Annotated in this window: 14 protein-coding genes; 7 read left to right on the top strand and 7 right to left on the bottom strand. The window is 49.5% G+C overall.

Annotated features, from left to right (window positions below; all coding sequences use genetic code 11):
• Position 1: 1 nt before the first annotated feature.
• Positions 2-997, top strand: a complete 996-nt coding sequence (locus tag PL263_RS01680; RefSeq protein WP_278211385.1) for an efflux RND transporter periplasmic adaptor subunit — start codon at positions 2-4, stop codon at positions 995-997.
• 67 nt (positions 998-1,064) lie between these two features.
• Here PL263_RS01680 and PL263_RS01675 read toward each other — a convergent pair whose 3' ends face one another.
• Genes PL263_RS01675 through cysC form a run of 4 tightly spaced genes read right to left on the bottom strand, consistent with a single transcriptional unit; the run spans position 1,065 to position 6,835 of the window.
• Positions 1,065-1,991 (bottom strand): hypothetical protein, encoded by a 927-nt coding sequence (locus tag PL263_RS01675; protein ID WP_278211383.1) that lies wholly within the window; start codon positions 1,989-1,991, stop codon positions 1,065-1,067.
• Positions 1,984-5,259: a VanZ family protein gene (locus PL263_RS01670; protein WP_278211382.1), complete on the bottom strand. Its 3,276-nt coding sequence runs from the start codon at positions 5,257-5,259 to the stop codon at positions 1,984-1,986. Before PL263_RS01670 ends, PL263_RS01675 begins: the two co-directional genes overlap by 8 nt.
• Entirely contained in the window at positions 5,256-6,209 is a 954-nt protein-coding gene (locus tag PL263_RS01665; protein WP_278211381.1) for a DHH family phosphoesterase, read from the bottom strand. Before PL263_RS01665 ends, PL263_RS01670 begins: the two co-directional genes overlap by 4 nt.
• Entirely contained in the window at positions 6,206-6,835 is a 630-nt protein-coding gene (gene cysC, locus PL263_RS01660) for an adenylyl-sulfate kinase (protein ID WP_278211379.1), read from the bottom strand. The genes PL263_RS01665 and cysC overlap by 4 nt, the downstream gene beginning before the upstream one ends.
• A 220-nt stretch (positions 6,836-7,055) precedes the next feature.
• Here cysC and dusB point away from each other — a divergent pair, with 220 nt between their 5' ends.
• The 4 genes from dusB (at position 7,056) to purD (ending at position 11,260) form a co-directional block, all read left to right on the top strand.
• Positions 7,056-8,033 carry a tRNA dihydrouridine synthase DusB gene (dusB, locus tag PL263_RS01655; RefSeq protein WP_278211378.1) on the top strand — a complete coding sequence of 326 codons (978 nt, stop codon included), beginning with the start codon at positions 7,056-7,058 and terminating at the stop codon, positions 8,031-8,033.
• Entirely contained in the window at positions 8,034-8,297 is a 264-nt protein-coding gene (locus tag PL263_RS01650; protein WP_140910622.1) for a helix-turn-helix domain-containing protein, read from the top strand.
• Between the two features lie 32 nt (positions 8,298-8,329).
• A complete protein-coding gene (purH, locus tag PL263_RS01645; RefSeq protein WP_278211377.1) occupies positions 8,330-9,889 on the top strand; it encodes a bifunctional phosphoribosylaminoimidazolecarboxamide formyltransferase/IMP cyclohydrolase in 1,560 nt (519 codons plus the stop codon).
• An 81-nt stretch (positions 9,890-9,970) separates the two neighbouring features.
• On the top strand, positions 9,971-11,260 hold the full coding sequence (gene purD / locus PL263_RS01640) for a phosphoribosylamine--glycine ligase (protein WP_278211375.1): 1,290 nt from the start codon (positions 9,971-9,973) through the stop codon (positions 11,258-11,260).
• 67 nt (positions 11,261-11,327) lie between these two features.
• On the opposite strand, the gene PL263_RS01635 is transcribed toward purD, so the two are convergent.
• Both PL263_RS01635 and PL263_RS01630 read right to left on the bottom strand, forming a co-directional pair.
• The gene (locus PL263_RS01635) at positions 11,328-11,732 is read right to left on the bottom strand and encodes a septal ring lytic transglycosylase RlpA family protein (protein ID WP_140910619.1); all 405 of its coding nucleotides are present in this window, start codon (positions 11,730-11,732) and stop codon (positions 11,328-11,330) included.
• Positions 11,733-11,890: 158 nt separating this feature from the next.
• Positions 11,891-12,253, bottom strand: coding sequence for a SirB2 family protein (locus PL263_RS01630; protein ID WP_278211374.1), 363 nt, complete (start codon positions 12,251-12,253; stop codon positions 11,891-11,893).
• Positions 12,254-12,643: 390 nt separating this feature from the next.
• On the opposite strand from PL263_RS01630, the gene PL263_RS01625 reads away from it, so the two are divergent.
• Entirely contained in the window at positions 12,644-12,841 is a 198-nt protein-coding gene (locus PL263_RS01625; RefSeq protein ID WP_140910617.1) for a hypothetical protein, read from the top strand.
• Positions 12,842-12,851: 10 nt separating this feature from the next.
• On the opposite strand, the gene PL263_RS01620 is transcribed toward PL263_RS01625, so the two are convergent.
• Entirely contained in the window at positions 12,852-12,995 is a 144-nt protein-coding gene (locus PL263_RS01620) for a hypothetical protein (RefSeq protein ID WP_278211373.1), read from the bottom strand.
• Here PL263_RS01620 and PL263_RS01615 point away from each other — a divergent pair.
• The gene (locus PL263_RS01615; RefSeq protein WP_278211372.1) at positions 12,985-15,261 is read left to right on the top strand and encodes a Tex family protein; all 2,277 of its coding nucleotides are present in this window, start codon (positions 12,985-12,987) and stop codon (positions 15,259-15,261) included. The genes PL263_RS01620 and PL263_RS01615 overlap by 11 nt on opposite strands.
• Positions 15,262-15,358 lie beyond the last annotated feature (97 nt).

Below are 15,358 nucleotides of genomic sequence, written 5' to 3'. Positions count from 1 at the left end.
TATGCGACGCCCCGCCTCATTTTTTGTAGCTCTACTGGTGACAATTGGCAGTCCGCAACTTTTAGCCGAGCAATCCGGATCAGAACCGAGAAGGATACAAGGCATAGGCTACGTTGAACCTGCCAACGAAATTCGCCGAGTAGCATTCAAACACCCTGGAATCCTCGGCGAATATAAAGTCGAACTGGGTCAACGGGTCAAGGCCGGCGATACCCTCGCCGCTCAAAAAAACGCCGAAGAGCAGATCGCCGTGACCGTAGCGGAAGCCCAATTAACCGCCGCCAAAGCCGATTTGGCAAAAGTGATGGCAGGCATCAATCCCTACGAAATAGAAGCCAAAAAAAGCGCGCAGAAGGTATCTGCCCTGGACGCTGAATATGCACGCCGTAAACTCGAGCGCATCGACCGGCTGCAAAATAGCAAATTCGCTTCGGAAGACGAACGCGATCTGGCTGAAACCAGTGCCAAGCTTAAGCAAGCAGATAGTCTTCGCCTAATATCGGAAACCCGCTATCTGACAAACTACGTCCGCGACGTCGACAAACAAGCCGCCATGGCTCAAGTGGCAGTTGCCGAAGCCCGATTAAAAGCCGCTCAGCAAAGTCTCGCCGAAACCTTACTGATTGCCCCGATCGACGGCACCGTGCTAGAAAATATCTTACGCGTCGGCGAGTCGACATTTTCGACTAGCAGCCCGGAGCCGGTATTATTATTGGGCGACCTAAACAAGTTACGCGTGCGGGCTGAAGTGGACGAGAATTATGCATTAATGCTTCGCGCAGGCCAAAAGGCGACTTTGTTTGGCAGAGGATTAGGCGATAAAGAAATTCCCGCTCGCGTGTCCTTGGTGAAGCAAATTATGGGTAAAAAAACCGTGTTCGCAAAAACAGCAACCGAGCGCAAAGACATCGACGTTATTCAAGTTTTTATCGACCCAGAGTCGCCACTTCAAGCACCAGTCGGACTTGAAGTCAATGTGAAAATCGAATTAAATTAATAGAACTTAAATTCCGGATTTGTTGAGGAAACAGATTGGGCGACTTCTATTCTCGGTTTCCTACGATTTAACTTAAATCCTGCTTGATAAAAAACCTGACGACTCTTAAAAGCAAACCGCCTAGAAAAGTAGCCAACATCGCGTAAATCAGGTTTTTTACTGTGAGAAACCGCAGAATTAACGCAAAATAACTGTTTTCAAGGACGTCGCTTTGCACGTTCTCCAGGCTTTGCTCCGGAATATTCAACACCGCTTTACCCCCAGCGTTTGACGGCGTTTTATTAAACTCCCCCTGGAACATAGGATTTTCATTCGGCGCCCCAAGTCTATTGCTCACCATGATACTTGCGCCAAATTGTTGATTCAGTCCGTTTATAGACCGAAATCCTTCCGAAAAAACACTATGACTAAAATCGTATTGAGCCATCTTTGTGTAAATTAAATTATCAATTTCTTTGATATCGTAGTAAGTCCATAGCAATTTACTATATGCAGAGTCACCTATCGCATCCCTGACTGAGTCGAGCATTCCACTGTATGAAATTTTAAGGGAGGGTTCAACATTAAAAAAACCTTTCAAATCGCCATTATCATCAACACTTCGAGGATAAACAGAGGGTTTTACGGCATTTCTAGCCAGCAGTTCACCAAACGTCAAGTAAGGCTCAACTTGCGATGCGTCTTTTTTAGTTAGTGTATTTAAACTCTGACTTTCCGCTCCACTTAAAGAATTTTGTTTTTCTTTATTAGGATGTTGAGCATTCTCGGTCTCGATCGCAATCTCTTGCTGTCTATTAGCTTTGCTTTCTTCATGAGTCTGTTTTGAAGCCGGCACAGGATGCTGAGTTGACGCTTCCAGGCTGGAAGAAATCGAAATAAAGAATAAAAACCATATTTCCTTTGCACCAAAATTCTTAAAAATATTTTTAATTAATCGACAAAAAAAACCTTCACTCATTTTTAAAGAGCGAATAGAAGAGAACTCGTTACGCATTATTCGCTCTACTGAGAATCGAAAACCAACATACCAATAAAAACATAAAAGTTAGCCGCGGTTCGTCAAAAGGACTATCGACTACGCCCACCACCAAAAAACCGACTAACCCACTCGTTGCGGCTAAGCTAAACCTATCACCCAAAACTGCACTTTTAAAACTTTGAATCAAGATATAAGTGACAAAACAACTGAAAACAAGAAGCCCGAACCAGCCGAGATCGAAAAACATCTGGACCCAGATGTTTTTAATGTGCCAAGGCAAGTGATTATCGGTAGAAAAAAACCAATAATCGAATCCGTGCGAAAAACCGCCATTTTTAACTAAATCGTTTCCTTCCGCATCGACCAGACTGACATTTCTTACATCCAATACTGTTTGACTTATGCCGTTATAAAGACCTAACTTCGTCGCGCGCTTCGACAAAGTTCCAGTTAATTTTCCTTTCGGAGCACCAATACTCGTAACCTTGACAATTTTTTCGAATTTTTGCCAATTGCCTGTACCTGCTAAGTTAAAAGAGTCCCAAATACAATCAAACGAGTATAAAAGCGCTTTCTCGCAAATCGGAATTGTTAGCATTGCATTAGAGGACTCACTTCGAGCCTCGAAACTGAGTTTGTATTCAGTATCGGGCGCAACCGGTACCCTTTGCTCGACATATAGCGAGTCTCCACCGCCCAGCTTTAAATAATGCCCGTCACCCTCTGTGGCGAGAGAATACGTTGCCGGAATAGTATTCTCGGAATTTCGCCAAAAGTAGGTTCTTGGATAACTACCTAATCCCATTCCGAAAAGACTAGTCGCAATTCCAGAATCCATCATATTTATAGCGTCCAACCAATGGGATGTCCTGATATAGTAATCTTGTTCGACTTGACTAAAACGTTTCTGGATGAAATCCCCCTTCAAAACAGGTACGGACAGTCCTAATAAAACGGTAATCGCCACAGCAACAGCCAAAATAAAACCCAATCGATAGCGGACATTGCTTCTTACGGAAGTATAAAACAATACACACAGTAAAACGGCCTCAACCATAAAGGCAATATACGGCCCCCGGGAAAATGTAACCAATATAGTATATGCACTTAACGTCAATAATACCAAGGCGAAAACCGATCGAAACGCTTTCTGTTTACCGAAAAACTGAGTTGCGATGAACGGAACCACTAGTACCAAATACTCATCAATATGCCCGCCGCCGGTATGCATACTGGCAAAACTCGCTGTAATCCTAAAGTCGGTATCGTAGTTAAATAAACCTGAATACAAAAATCTTTCCCAAATCGCCACCAAACAGACAACTAACAAGCCCAACAGAATACCCGAACATAAATATTCTCGCGCTTTATTAATACGCTTTAAACTAAAAACCAAAACAGGAAAAAGAATCAATGCCCAAAAAAAGCCTCTGAAAACACGTAGGGCGTTATAGCGGCTATAGTAGTTAATAAACGAATTATCATCGACCGTGTCAAACGGGTATAGTCCGGCCAACAAACTTATTAACAACGAAGAAACTAGCAACATCGTCAAAACCCACAATCCTCCGGGTACATCACTATCCCTTAATACCCATCGATTTCTCAGCAGGCTGACCGCGAAAGTCGTCAGAACAACTAAATCGACTTCCGCGAAGAAGAAACGACCACTGAAAGGCGACAAATCGATCAAAGGCACAATCGTCGGTAATAAAACTAACCACGCTTGAGGCATAAGCCATACCGCTGTTGCGTAAGCCACTAAAAACGCAACAATCTGCAAGGTAAATGCCGGCAGACTTCCCGCTTTCCAAAACACGAAAAAAAGAACTGCCAAGGCGATCGACTTTCCTAAGGTATTAGATTGCCCATAACTATAGTCCGTATTCGAACGGGGAGTCGATAGAACGACTTGATTTTCTGCACCATCTGTAGCGTCTAAACTGCCAAAGCTTTGATACGCTATTTGAGCCTGAGTATTTCTCATATTCCCATTTTTTACCGATCCGGAAAAATTGCCATATTCAGCATACTTAAAGACATTTACAATGTAGAATCCAAAATAGGCAGAAAATCCGGCAATTAGAAAATTAGAAGGATCGGGATGTTTAACTGAAAAAAACAACTTCCCAAATTCAACTAACAAAGCCAAAAATACGGCAGCAACTACGATATAACTTACGTTTAAACGCTTCTCTATAAATGCGTATCCCACTCCTAGCGGCAGGTAAGTTACCACGACGTACATAACGCTGGTTAAGGCAACCGCTTCGGTAACATAATAATGATAGTAAAAGGGCAACCAGTTAATTTGAGCTATTTTGGCTAAGCCATTCTGATAGCCGGTAAAACTAGCGAGTGACCAACCGTTCACCGATAACACAACAACCAAATAGATAAAAAAGACAATTGGCAAAAACCGTAAAAACTCAATTCGTAGCGATTTTAGATTCAAATTCAATTTGCCGTTTGCTGCGCATGCACCGAAGCAAACTCCCGCGCCTCTGGCTATTATCGATACCCCCTGAAAAGTGCCGGTAATCAGCAATAACTGCAATACTTCCAACAAAGCCGAAACCGAGAATGCCAATAAAAAAACATTTCCGATTCTACGGCAAAAAAACTTACTGGCTATAAAGAAACCGAGCGGTACAGCGGCAAAAACCTCTAAACACGCCTTTAAAACAAAGACGACACCATCGCCATCTACGATTCCAGAAAAAAATCCTATGGATTTTGCCGAAATACTTTTATGAAGCTCATCCGCAGAGGTAACAAAGTCGAACGGAAAAAAACTCAAGAACAGGTAAAAAACCGTGTAGAGCGTAATAAATGCCGACTGCGATTGGCGGCTATTATTCACAATCGATTTAAACAACTCGTCGACTTTACCACCGACAATTAGCCATAAACCGGACCCGATAAACAAGCCGAGGGTTTCGGCTAACAAGTCGTTTAGCGACACCGTCCGCGGCGGAAAAAATACCTGACAAAACTCGATAGCTAATGCAAGGACGAACCCAAGCAACACCGCAATCACAACAGCCAACAGTCGATAAGAAGCCGGACTGCTCTTACCAGCCAACGCATTTGCCAGCAAATATGAGAACGGGATATAGAGCAAGATATTGGCTATCCAGTCAGCCCTGGAATACATCCCCAAGGCCAGCCAAGGTATATTGCCAAATACTCTGCAAGCTTGCTCAAAAGTGTAGCCATTAAAATCAAACGGTATCAGACTGCCGTAAACTATAAAAAAAACATAATATAACAACAAAGTCATAGAAATTGATTTACCATCACGTCGACAAATCGTTTCAATTCATTTCCTGGCAAATTATCGATACCGGCAGCGGCTTTACGCCCTCCCCCGCCAAATTGAGCACACACCAGGTCTGCTCCCCATTTGTTTACCAAAGGGGCCCGCAAACTAACCTGGTACCCCCCCACACCATTGAGTGTCAACACAGCATGCGCCCTATCCGGATATTGATTAGTCAAAGCATTTGCCCACACGCCACTTACCCTACGAGCCCATTTTTCGTTAGGCAACACATAAACGGCAACTTTACTGGTTACATATTCCACATCGGCGTCATTGGCTAAGTTTAAATCGCTAAAATAACCGTCGCATAGTTGCCGGTACAATTCGAACTTTTCAGAAATAAAAGTCAGCGGCGAGCAGTAGTTTTTCAGCTCTTGGTATAACAAATCTGGCGCCATGTGCAGATCAGAAATATCGTTGCCGTAGCCGTTGTAATTGACACAGACCCCCAACTGCTCCAGATCATGCAATTCCCGCGCCGATATGTTCAACTGCTTGGCCAATTCGCAAGCGGCGCCGCGTAAATTGTCGCCAAATGCCCCGGCAATCGCCCATGCTGTATAACGCGAGCCCAAATAGCGATCCATCAATAAACTGGTGCAAACGTTAGCGTCGGTATCGATCCAAGCTGTCAAATACGGATTGCCGGGTATTTCTCCGGAATAATGGTGATCCATGTAAAAAATCCTGACGCCCTCGGCCAGCAGTCCCAACAGCGGAGCGCGATTCCGGTCCAGGGATACATCCAACACCACCACGTCGTCGCCCCGGGTGGCCACAACTCGGTTTAAAAGCCCAATGTCGCGCTTGACACCGGTCACTAGCCTCGACTCAAGCGGATATGCCAAACGCAACTGAATCAGGCTACAGATACCATCCGCATCGCCGTTAAACACATCGATGTTCATAGCTCACCGCCTTCCGGCAACGGATGGATCACCCCTTTTGCCGCCAAAAAATCCATGACCTTGTCCACACATTCTTCTAAGGCATCTCTGCCGGTTTCCACGATTAAATCCGGATTTTGCGGAACTTCGTAAGGCGACGATATTCCGGTAAACCATTTAATCTCTCCCAGCCTGGCTTTTTGGTAAAAGCCCTTGGTGTCGCGCCGCTCGCAGACAGCCAGATCACATCGGCAATATATTTCGATAAAATCAGCCGCGGCGACCAAATTACGTGCCTGCAAGCGTTCCGCCCGAAACGGCGATATAAACGCCGTCAACGTTATGACTCCGGACTCCAGCATCAATTTGGCAACTTCGGCGATGCGCCGAATATTTTCCCTACGATCCTGGTCGCTGAATCCAAGGTCCGCGCACAGACCCTGTCGGACGTTGTCGCCATCCAAAACAAAAGTACGACACCCCATCAAGTACAAACGCTCCTCAACGGCGTGTGCCAACGTCGACTTACCAGCTCCTGACAAGCCGGTAAACCACAAAATTGCCGACCGATGCCCATTCAGCGCCTCCCTGTTCTGCCGGCTAATCGCTGCCCGATGCCAGACCACTTGTTTGTTCTCATATTCCATATCTATTTGCGTCCTCCTGCGACGCGTTGATTAATCCGTTCCAGTTGATCTGAAGCTGCGAACGCCCGGGAGCATGCTTAACAAAATTCGAATTCCCCAGACTACCCTCCAGCGGCAGACTCGGGCAACCACTCGCAATTAGCGCCCCGGCAATCCCGGCTTCTCCATCCTACCGATTTTAGGGTATCATTTTCTGCCTTTTCGGCTAGCCCGGCGCTCCATGAAGATCGGCCCTTATCAACTCCCCAACAATGTCCTGTTAGCCCCGATGGCGGGCATAACCGATAAACCTTTCCGGCAACTGTGCAGCGAGTTCGGTGCCGGTCTGGTCGTATCGGAGATGTTGATTTCGAACAACACCCTGCAAAATCATCCCCGGACCTTAAAAAAAGCCGACCGTGCTGGGGAAGCCGGCTTACGCTCTGTGCAAATTTTAGGCGCCGATCCTGCGCAGATGGCCGCCGCCGCGAGGCTCAACCAGCAACGCGGTGCGCAAATCATCGATATCAACATGGGCTGCCCCGCCAAAAAAGTCTGCTCGACCGCCGCCGGTTCGGCGCTACTCAGAGACGAAGATCTGGTGGCCCGAATTCTGGACGCAGTGGTCGCCGCAGTTGAGATTCCGGTCACTTTGAAAATTCGAACCGGCTGGGATCCGCAGAATCGCAATGCATTGCGGATTGCCCGAATCGCCGAGCAAACCGGCATTCAAGCTCTAACCATACACGGCCGCAGCAGAGCCTGTAAATTCGAAGGCCATGCCGAATACGACACTATCAAAAGCGTAAAACAAGTAAGCAAAATTCCAATCATCGCCAACGGCGACATTGATAGCGCAGCGAAAGCCAAACAAGTCCTGGATTACACCGGAGCCGACGCCATCATGATCGGCCGCGCTGCCCAAGGCCGCCCCTGGATTTTCCATGAAATCACGGCAAGCCTGCAGGGTACATCCGCGATACCGCCTAGTTTGACCGAAATCAAAACCCTCATAGTTCGACACTTGGAGAATTTATACAGTTTCTACGGCGAAGACAGTGGTGTTAGAATCGCTCGCAAGCACATTGGCTGGTATTTCGATCGTCTCGGCACTTTGCCGGCCGCTCAAAAAGCGGCGATCAACCAGGCTCAGGACACCAAGCTGCAACTTAAACTGGTCGACGCATCTTTTAATTTAATTTCATCAAGAGCGGCCTAGATGGTAACACCACCCCCTTCCAAAGATAACGGCTGCGACCGCACCCTTTCAGACCATGTCCGAGATTGCGTTGAAGAGTACTTCAAGCACCTTAACGGTCACGACTCCTCCGGCCTCTACAATCTGGTTTTGGCGGAAGTCGAGAAACCGCTGTTGGAAACCACTCTGAAATACTGCGATTTCAACCAAAGCAAAGCAGCGGTCATCTTAGGCCTTAGCCGCAGCACCCTGCGAAAAAAGCTGGAACATTACGGCATTAGTTAACATTTTCTTCCCCCCCCTTTTTTGAGGTTTGCATGAACAAAAAAGTGACCCGTGCGTTGGTCAGCGTCTCCGACAAAACCGGCATCTTGGAATTTTGCCGCGGCCTGAACGGCCTGGGAGTCGAATTACTATCCACCGGCGGCACTGCGAAATTGTTGGCCGAGCACAACATTGCCGTCCGGGAAGTCTCGGACTACACAGGCTTTCCGGAGATGATGGACGGCCGTGTCAAAACGCTTCACCCCAAAGTACACGGTGGCATATTGGGCCGACGTGGAATTGACGACACCGTTATGACAGAAAACGGCATCCAGCCGATCGACATGGTGATCGTGAATCTTTATCCGTTCGAACAAACCGTTGCCAAACCCGATTGCGATCTGAATACTGCAATTGAAAATATCGACATTGGCGGCCCGACCATGATCCGCGCCGCGGCCAAGAATCACGAGGATGTCGCAGTTGTGGTTGACCCGGCCGATTACTCGACCATTCTCGAAGAACTGCAAACCGGTAACGTCACCTTAAGTCACGAACGCCGCTTCAAACTGGCGCTGAAAAGCTTTGAACATACTGCACGCTACGACACGGCGATCTCGGTTTATTTAGGAAACATCATCGACAGCGGCTTTCCGGATACGCTCAACCTGCAATTTCAGCGCTTGCAAACCATGCGCTACGGTGAAAACCCGCATCAAAACGCCGCTTTTTACCGGGAAAAAACACCTTCTGCCGGCAGCATCGCCGCCGCCAGACAGTTACAAGGTAAGGAACTGTCCTACAACAACATTGCCGACGCCGATGCGGCGTTAGAATGCGTTAAAGCCTTTTCCGACCAGCCGGCCTGCGTGATTGTTAAACACGCCAATCCCTGCGGCGTTGCGATTGGTAAAGATATTTTCGAGGCCTATAACCTCGCCTATGCAACCGACCCCACCTCCGCGTTCGGCGGCATCATCGCCTTCAATCGCGAACTGGACCCATCCACCGCTGCGGAACTAATCGGCCGCCAGTTCGTGGAAGTGATTATCGCCCCGGCAATTGCTGCCGACGCCAGGGCGGCTCTGGCCAAGAAGCCCAATATCCGCGTTTTGGAGTGCGGATATTGGAGTGAAATTGATGATGGCCAATTCGATTTCAAACGGGTCGGCGGCGGCCTGCTGGTTCAAGACAGAGATACCGGCAACATCACTGCCGCGGACTTAAAAATCGTCAGTAAGCGCGCGCCGACCGAACAAGAGTTGGCCGACTTGTTGTTCGTCTGGAAAGTCGCCAAATTTGTCAAATCCAATGCCATCGTTTACGGCAAACACGGCCGAACCATCGGCGTAGGCGCCGGCCAAATGAGCCGGGTCTATTCCGCCAAGATCGCCGGCATCAAAGCCGCAGACGAAGGACTGGAAGTCGCCGGTTCGGTGATGGCTTCCGACGCGTTTTTTCCGTTCCGAGACGGGATTGACGCCGCGGCGGCGGCCGGGATTACAGCTGTGATACACCCCGGTGGCTCGATGCGCGACGCCGAAGTAATCGCCGCGGCGGACGAGCACAATATTGCGATGGTATTGACCGGCATGCGCCATTTTCGGCATTGATAAGCTTCAGCCTCTCTGATTCATACCAATTTGGGCCGGCGACTCCGGCCCTGTTTTCCCAACTCATTTCCGGTAAGTCCTATGAAAATCCTGATCGTCGGTAGCGGCGGGCGCGAACACGCCCTGGCCTGGAAAGCCAAACAATCTCCCAAAGCCCCCCATGTGTTCGTAGCTCCCGGCAATGCCGGCACCGCGCTGGAACCCGGTATCGACAACGTCGACATTCAAGCCGACGACATTCCGGGATTGCTGAATTTCGCCCAGGCTCGCGGCATCGACTTGACAATCGTCGGCCCAGAGGTCCCATTGGTACTCGGTATCGTCGACCAATTCCAGGCCGCAGGGCTTGCCTGTTTCGGCCCTTCCGCCCAAGCAGCACAGCTGGAAGGGTCGAAATCGTTTTGCAAGGATTTTATGGCCCGCCACGGTATACCGACTGCAGCCTACCAAACCTTTACCGACACCGAACAGGCTATCGCCTACATCCGCAGCCAGGGCGCCCCTATCGTCGTCAAAGCCGACGGCTTGGCGGCCGGAAAAGGCGTCATCGTTGCTCAAACCGAGGAACAAGCTATCGAGGCCGTGCAGGACATGCTATCCGGTAACAGTTTCGGCGAAGCCGGGCATCGGGTTGTGATCGAGGAGTTCTTAGCAGGCGAGGAGGCCAGCTTCATTGTCATCGCGGACGGCGAGCACGCACTAGCAATGGCGACGTCGCAAGACCATAAAGCGCGCGACAATGGCGACCTCGGACCGAATACGGGCGGCATGGGCGCTTATTCCCCGGCTCCGGTGGTGACTCCCGAAATCCATCAGCGGGTCATGAATGACATCATCATGCCTACATTACGCGGCATGCGCGCAGACGGGAATGAATATACCGGCTTCCTTTACGCGGGCTTGATGATCGGCAAAAACGGCACGGTAAAAGTTCTGGAATACAACTGCCGGTTTGGCGATCCGGAAACACAACCGATCATGATGCGATTGAAAAGCGATCTTGTGGAGTTGTGCCAGGCAGCATTGCAGAAAACGCTGGACAAAATCGATACCGAGTGGGACCAACGAGCGGCTTTAGGCGTCGTATTGGCTGCCGGCGGGTATCCGGACACCTATACAAAAGGGGATGCTATCAACGGCTTACCGACCGATAGCACCGAAGATACAAAAGTGTTTCATGCTGGAACCAAGTTAATGGACGACAGACAGGTGGTTACGGCCGGCGGCAGAGTGTTATGCGCCTGCGCTTTGGGGGCCGACATTGCCGAGGCTCAACGCAAAGCTTATATCTTGACCCGCCAAATCGATTGGAAAAACGTATATTATCGGGACGATATCGGCTTTAAAGCCATTCCAACTTCAAATCCCTGATCGGTAACAAAAAACCGACCGACTATCCGGGACGACAACATAGGGCGGATAGTCGGCGATTCAAGCCTTAGGCGTCGCCGAAGCGTACCACCTCAAGTTTCACTTTGGCCAAGCCGGCCTCTACAAAACCGAGCTCTCTTGCCGCTTGCTTAGATACATCTAACAATCGCTTGTTACTGCGACTAGCGCGGCTGTTGATACGTAGCTGAACACTACGGTTATTGGATAAGTTTACAACTCGCACCACCGAGCCGAAAGGCAAGGAGGCATGAGCCGCAGTCATTGCATTTTTATCGTAAACCTCACCGTTCGCTGTCCGCTGACCATGCAATTTGTCGCTGTAGTACGACGCAATGCCACTTTGTTCAATGGAAAGCAAACCGTGTTTCTCTGTTTTCGCATAACTAACAGAGCTAACAGACGCCAGGCCAGTTGATAGCGTTAAAAAAGCTATCCATCTCGCTTTTCGCATCCTACCCTCCTTTCGTTAAGAATTGACAGGAGGTTCAGAGACTAACTCAAGAGCCCCAGCATGACAAGCCTTTTTCGTTAGTTAACAATATTTTTAGCTTGTCAAGCCATATTTTCCCCATCAAATAAAGACTATCAAGCCATTGATATCAAATAACTTTATAAAATGAAAACGGCATCTTTACCGATCGCCACCCCGCCAATGTACAAGAACACCAGAATTGCACCGAAAAACGCCAACCACCGCTGCTGACCTTCCCGACGAATCGCAAGCATGCCCAAGCCGATAAAAATCGGCAATGCCAACAACTTGGCCACAATCCAACCAAAATTGCCGTGCAACCAGCCACCTTGAAACACCAAAACAATACCGCTAAGCAACAACAAGCTCGCTAATGCGTGCGGCGCGATCTTCAACACCGGGCGCTGCAATAACTCAGGCTTGAGTTGCGCTGCCAGCACCCTTGCGACAAAGCTGACCGCAACCAGAACTACGAACAGCAAATGTACGTGTTTAACCATTGTTGTATCCTCATGATAAAAAGTGAAGGCGAAGCCCGATGCGGTTTCGCTGTCTCATCTTACGAATGCTAACACGCGTTTCCGTTTAAGAGATACCGAAACAACCGTGTTGACGGCTTTGCGGCCAGTTCGACGTCCGAACTTCGAACCGACCAATCGCCGGCGCCTCCGCCAGCGTCACGTGAACGCCCCCGATCAAAACCGTCGGGACAGTCCGCTACAGCACTGATACAGCACAAAATTTCGCAACGAAAAAATATTGTTTTGACACAAAACAAATTTAAGTGTAAAAAATGCCCCGTCGACTAACAATAATACTAAATTCGACATACAACTCGAGTTGCCCCTGTATAGGGCTAATTATTACAACAACAAGATGAGGATTAGAAAATGGCTGAACAAGAAAAAGACAATACCTTTACCGTAGTTGCTGTTGTTACTGCGATTGCTATTGCTGGCGTCGTTATGTTGAAACAAGACGAAACCAAACACTTGAAATACAGCGGCGACACCAGTTCTGCTGCCGAAGCTCAAGTGCTGTCTAAGCACAAAGATTTCAACAATGACGTCCTGAGCCAAGCAAAATAATTAGTTTGCTTTAGTCTTCAAAACGCCAGTTGCTCTGCAGCTGGCGTTTTTTTGTGCCTGCTGTTTTTCCATCCTTCCCTGCTTTTTCATCCGCTACCGGTACGATAAAATCGGCGGTTTTACTTACTCCGAGCAAAACACTGATGGATGTCATCCAACAAATCGCGACAGAACTTTCCGTAAGACCCCAACAAGTTGCCGCCGCCGCTGCCTTATTGGACGAGGGAGCCACCGTACCCTTCATCGCCCGCTACCGTAAAGAATTGACCGGCGGCTTGGACGATACTCAATTGCGGAACTTGGAAGATCGCTTGGGATATCTGCGTGAACTCAACGATCGCCGCGAGTCGATTCTCGACAGCATCCGATCCCAAGGCAAACTGACGCCGGAACTGGAACAGTCGATCCGCGATGCCGACACCAAAACGCTGCTGGAAGACTTGTACCTGCCTTACAAACCCAAACGCCGCACTAAAGCACAAATTGCCCGCGAGGCAGGCCTGGAACCATTGGCTGACGCCCTGCTGCAAAACCGCGATTTGATTCCGGAGCAAGCCGCCGCCGCCTACCTTGATCCGGAAAAAGGCGTCGCGGACGTTTCAGCGGCCTTGGAGGGTGCACGGCAAATCATCATGGAACGCATCTCCGAAGATGCGGAATTGCTAACCGAACTACGCGAACGCATCTGGAATAAAGGCATCTTGCAGGCAAGCGTGGTATCGGGAAAAGAAACTGAGGCGGCCAAGTTTAAAGATTATTTCGACTACAGTGAAGCGATCAACAAAATCCCATCCCACAGAGCCTTGGCTTTGTTCCGCGGCAGAAACGAAGATCTATTGACGCTGACGCTGAAACCAGCCGAACAAGATCAAGACGAGCACCAGCTTTGCACCCAGTTCGTTTGCCGCCACCTACAAGTCAATGACACCCAAAAACCTGCCGATGCCTGGCTGGCCGAAACCGCCCGCTTCGCATGGAAAGTCAAACTATTTACCCGCATCGACATGGATTTGAAAATGCGCCTGCGGGAAGCGGCTGAGTTTGAGGCCATAAAAGTCTTTGCCGCCAACCTACGCGATTTGTTGCTGGCGGCGCCGGCCGGCCCAAAAACAACCATGGGGTTAGACCCGGGTATTCGCACCGGAGTAAAAGTTGCCGTCGTCGACCCGACAGGTAAATTGCTGACCACGGACACCGTTTACCCCCATCAACCCAAAAACCAGTGGGATCAATCAATAGCAACGCTAGCCAGGCACATAACGCAATATAAGGTACAACTGGTTAGCATCGGCAACGGGACCGCTTCGCGAGAAACCGATCAACTGGTCGCCGACTTAATGAAACGCCACCCGGAATTGCATTTCCAGAAAATTGTCGTCTCCGAAGCCGGCGCGTCGGTATATTCCGCATCGGAACTGGCAGCCAAGGAGTTTCCTGACCTCGACGTCTCGCTACGCGGCGCAGTATCAATTGCGCGCCGGTTACAAGATCCGTTGGCGGAACTGGTTAAAATCGACCCCAAATCCATCGGCGTCGGTCAATATCAGCACGACGTCAACCAATCGCAACTGGCCCGTATGCTTGATACCGTGGTTGAAGACTGCGTAAACGCCGTCGGCGTTGACGTAAATACTGCGTCCGCCGCACTGTTAAAACAAGTCTCCGGACTAAACAGCGGCATTAGCGAGAACATCGTTGCGTTTCGCGACGCTAACGGTCCGTTCGCGAATCGTGGCCAATTAAAAAAGGTGCCGCGCCTGGGTGACAAAGCTTTCGAGCAGGCGGCCGGTTTTTTACGCATCATGACCGGCGATAATCCATTAGACGCGTCGGCGGTACATCCGGAAGCCTACCCTGTAGTCAATGCAATTTTAGACGACACGGGTAAATCGATCCGCGACCTGATCGGCCAGAGCCACTTTCTGCGCAGCCTGAATCCGGCAAACTACACTAGCGCCGAATTCGGCCTACCGACAGTCAGCGACATTTTGCAGGAGCTGGAAAAACCCGGCCGCGACCCGCGCCCGGAATTCAAAAGCGCCCAATTCAAAGAGGGCGTGGAAAAAATCACCGACCTCTTACCCGGCATGAGCCTGGAGGGCGTGGTCACCAATGTCGCGGCTTTCGGCGCGTTTGTCGACATTGGCGTCCATCAGGACGGGCTGGTACACATTTCCCATTTGGCTGACGAGTTCGTCAAGGATCCGCGCAGTGTCGTCAAAGCCGGCGATACGGTAAAGGTACGGGTACTGGAGGTGGACGTCGCCCGCCAGCGTATCTCGTTGAGCATGAAAAAAGACGTCGACAGCAGCGACTTCGTGCGTAGCGAAAAGGCCACCCCAAACAACCACAAGCCTAAGCCGCAACCCGCACTACAGAATTCAATGAGTTCGGCATTTGCAAAAGCCTTGAAAAAGTAATCCAATCAAGCTCTGCTATACTTTCGGCCGAGACGCGGAAGACCTATAAGCCGAAACTCCGGCCGCGATGCAAAATGGGATTTTTACAGGACACGCC

This window comes from Methylomonas sp. EFPC3 (genome assembly GCF_029643245.1).
Taxonomy (GTDB): domain Bacteria; phylum Pseudomonadota; class Gammaproteobacteria; order Methylococcales; family Methylomonadaceae; genus Methylomonas; species Methylomonas koyamae_B.
The sequence above is the reverse complement of the archived record's forward strand: the minus strand, read 5'-3'. Positions and strand labels throughout refer to the sequence as shown.

Coding starts and splice junctions, on each gene's coding strand:
- cysC (WP_278211379.1), bottom strand. CDS start 6,835: ATGGAATATGAGAACAAACAAGTGGTCTGGCATCGGGCAGCGATTAGC.
- purD (WP_278211375.1), top strand. CDS start 9,971: ATGAAAATCCTGATCGTCGGTAGCGGCGGGCGCGAACACGCCCTGGCC.
- PL263_RS01620 (WP_278211373.1), bottom strand. CDS start 12,995: ATGACATCCATCAGTGTTTTGCTCGGAGTAAGTAAAACCGCCGATTTT.
- PL263_RS01625 (WP_140910617.1), top strand. CDS start 12,644: ATGGCTGAACAAGAAAAAGACAATACCTTTACCGTAGTTGCTGTTGTT.
- PL263_RS01630 (WP_278211374.1), bottom strand. CDS start 12,253: ATGGTTAAACACGTACATTTGCTGTTCGTAGTTCTGGTTGCGGTCAGC.
- purH (WP_278211377.1), top strand. CDS start 8,330: ATGAACAAAAAAGTGACCCGTGCGTTGGTCAGCGTCTCCGACAAAACC.
- PL263_RS01650 (WP_140910622.1), top strand. CDS start 8,034: ATGGTAACACCACCCCCTTCCAAAGATAACGGCTGCGACCGCACCCTT.
- dusB (WP_278211378.1), top strand. CDS start 7,056: ATGAAGATCGGCCCTTATCAACTCCCCAACAATGTCCTGTTAGCCCCG.
- PL263_RS01675 (WP_278211383.1), bottom strand. CDS start 1,991: ATGCGTAACGAGTTCTCTTCTATTCGCTCTTTAAAAATGAGTGAAGGT.
- PL263_RS01615 (WP_278211372.1), top strand. CDS start 12,985: ATGGATGTCATCCAACAAATCGCGACAGAACTTTCCGTAAGACCCCAA.
- PL263_RS01665 (WP_278211381.1), bottom strand. CDS start 6,209: ATGAACATCGATGTGTTTAACGGCGATGCGGATGGTATCTGTAGCCTG.
- PL263_RS01670 (WP_278211382.1), bottom strand. CDS start 5,259: ATGACTTTGTTGTTATATTATGTTTTTTTTATAGTTTACGGCAGTCTG.
- PL263_RS01635 (WP_140910619.1), bottom strand. CDS start 11,732: ATGCGAAAAGCGAGATGGATAGCTTTTTTAACGCTATCAACTGGCCTG.
- PL263_RS01680 (WP_278211385.1), top strand. CDS start 2: ATGCGACGCCCCGCCTCATTTTTTGTAGCTCTACTGGTGACAATTGGC.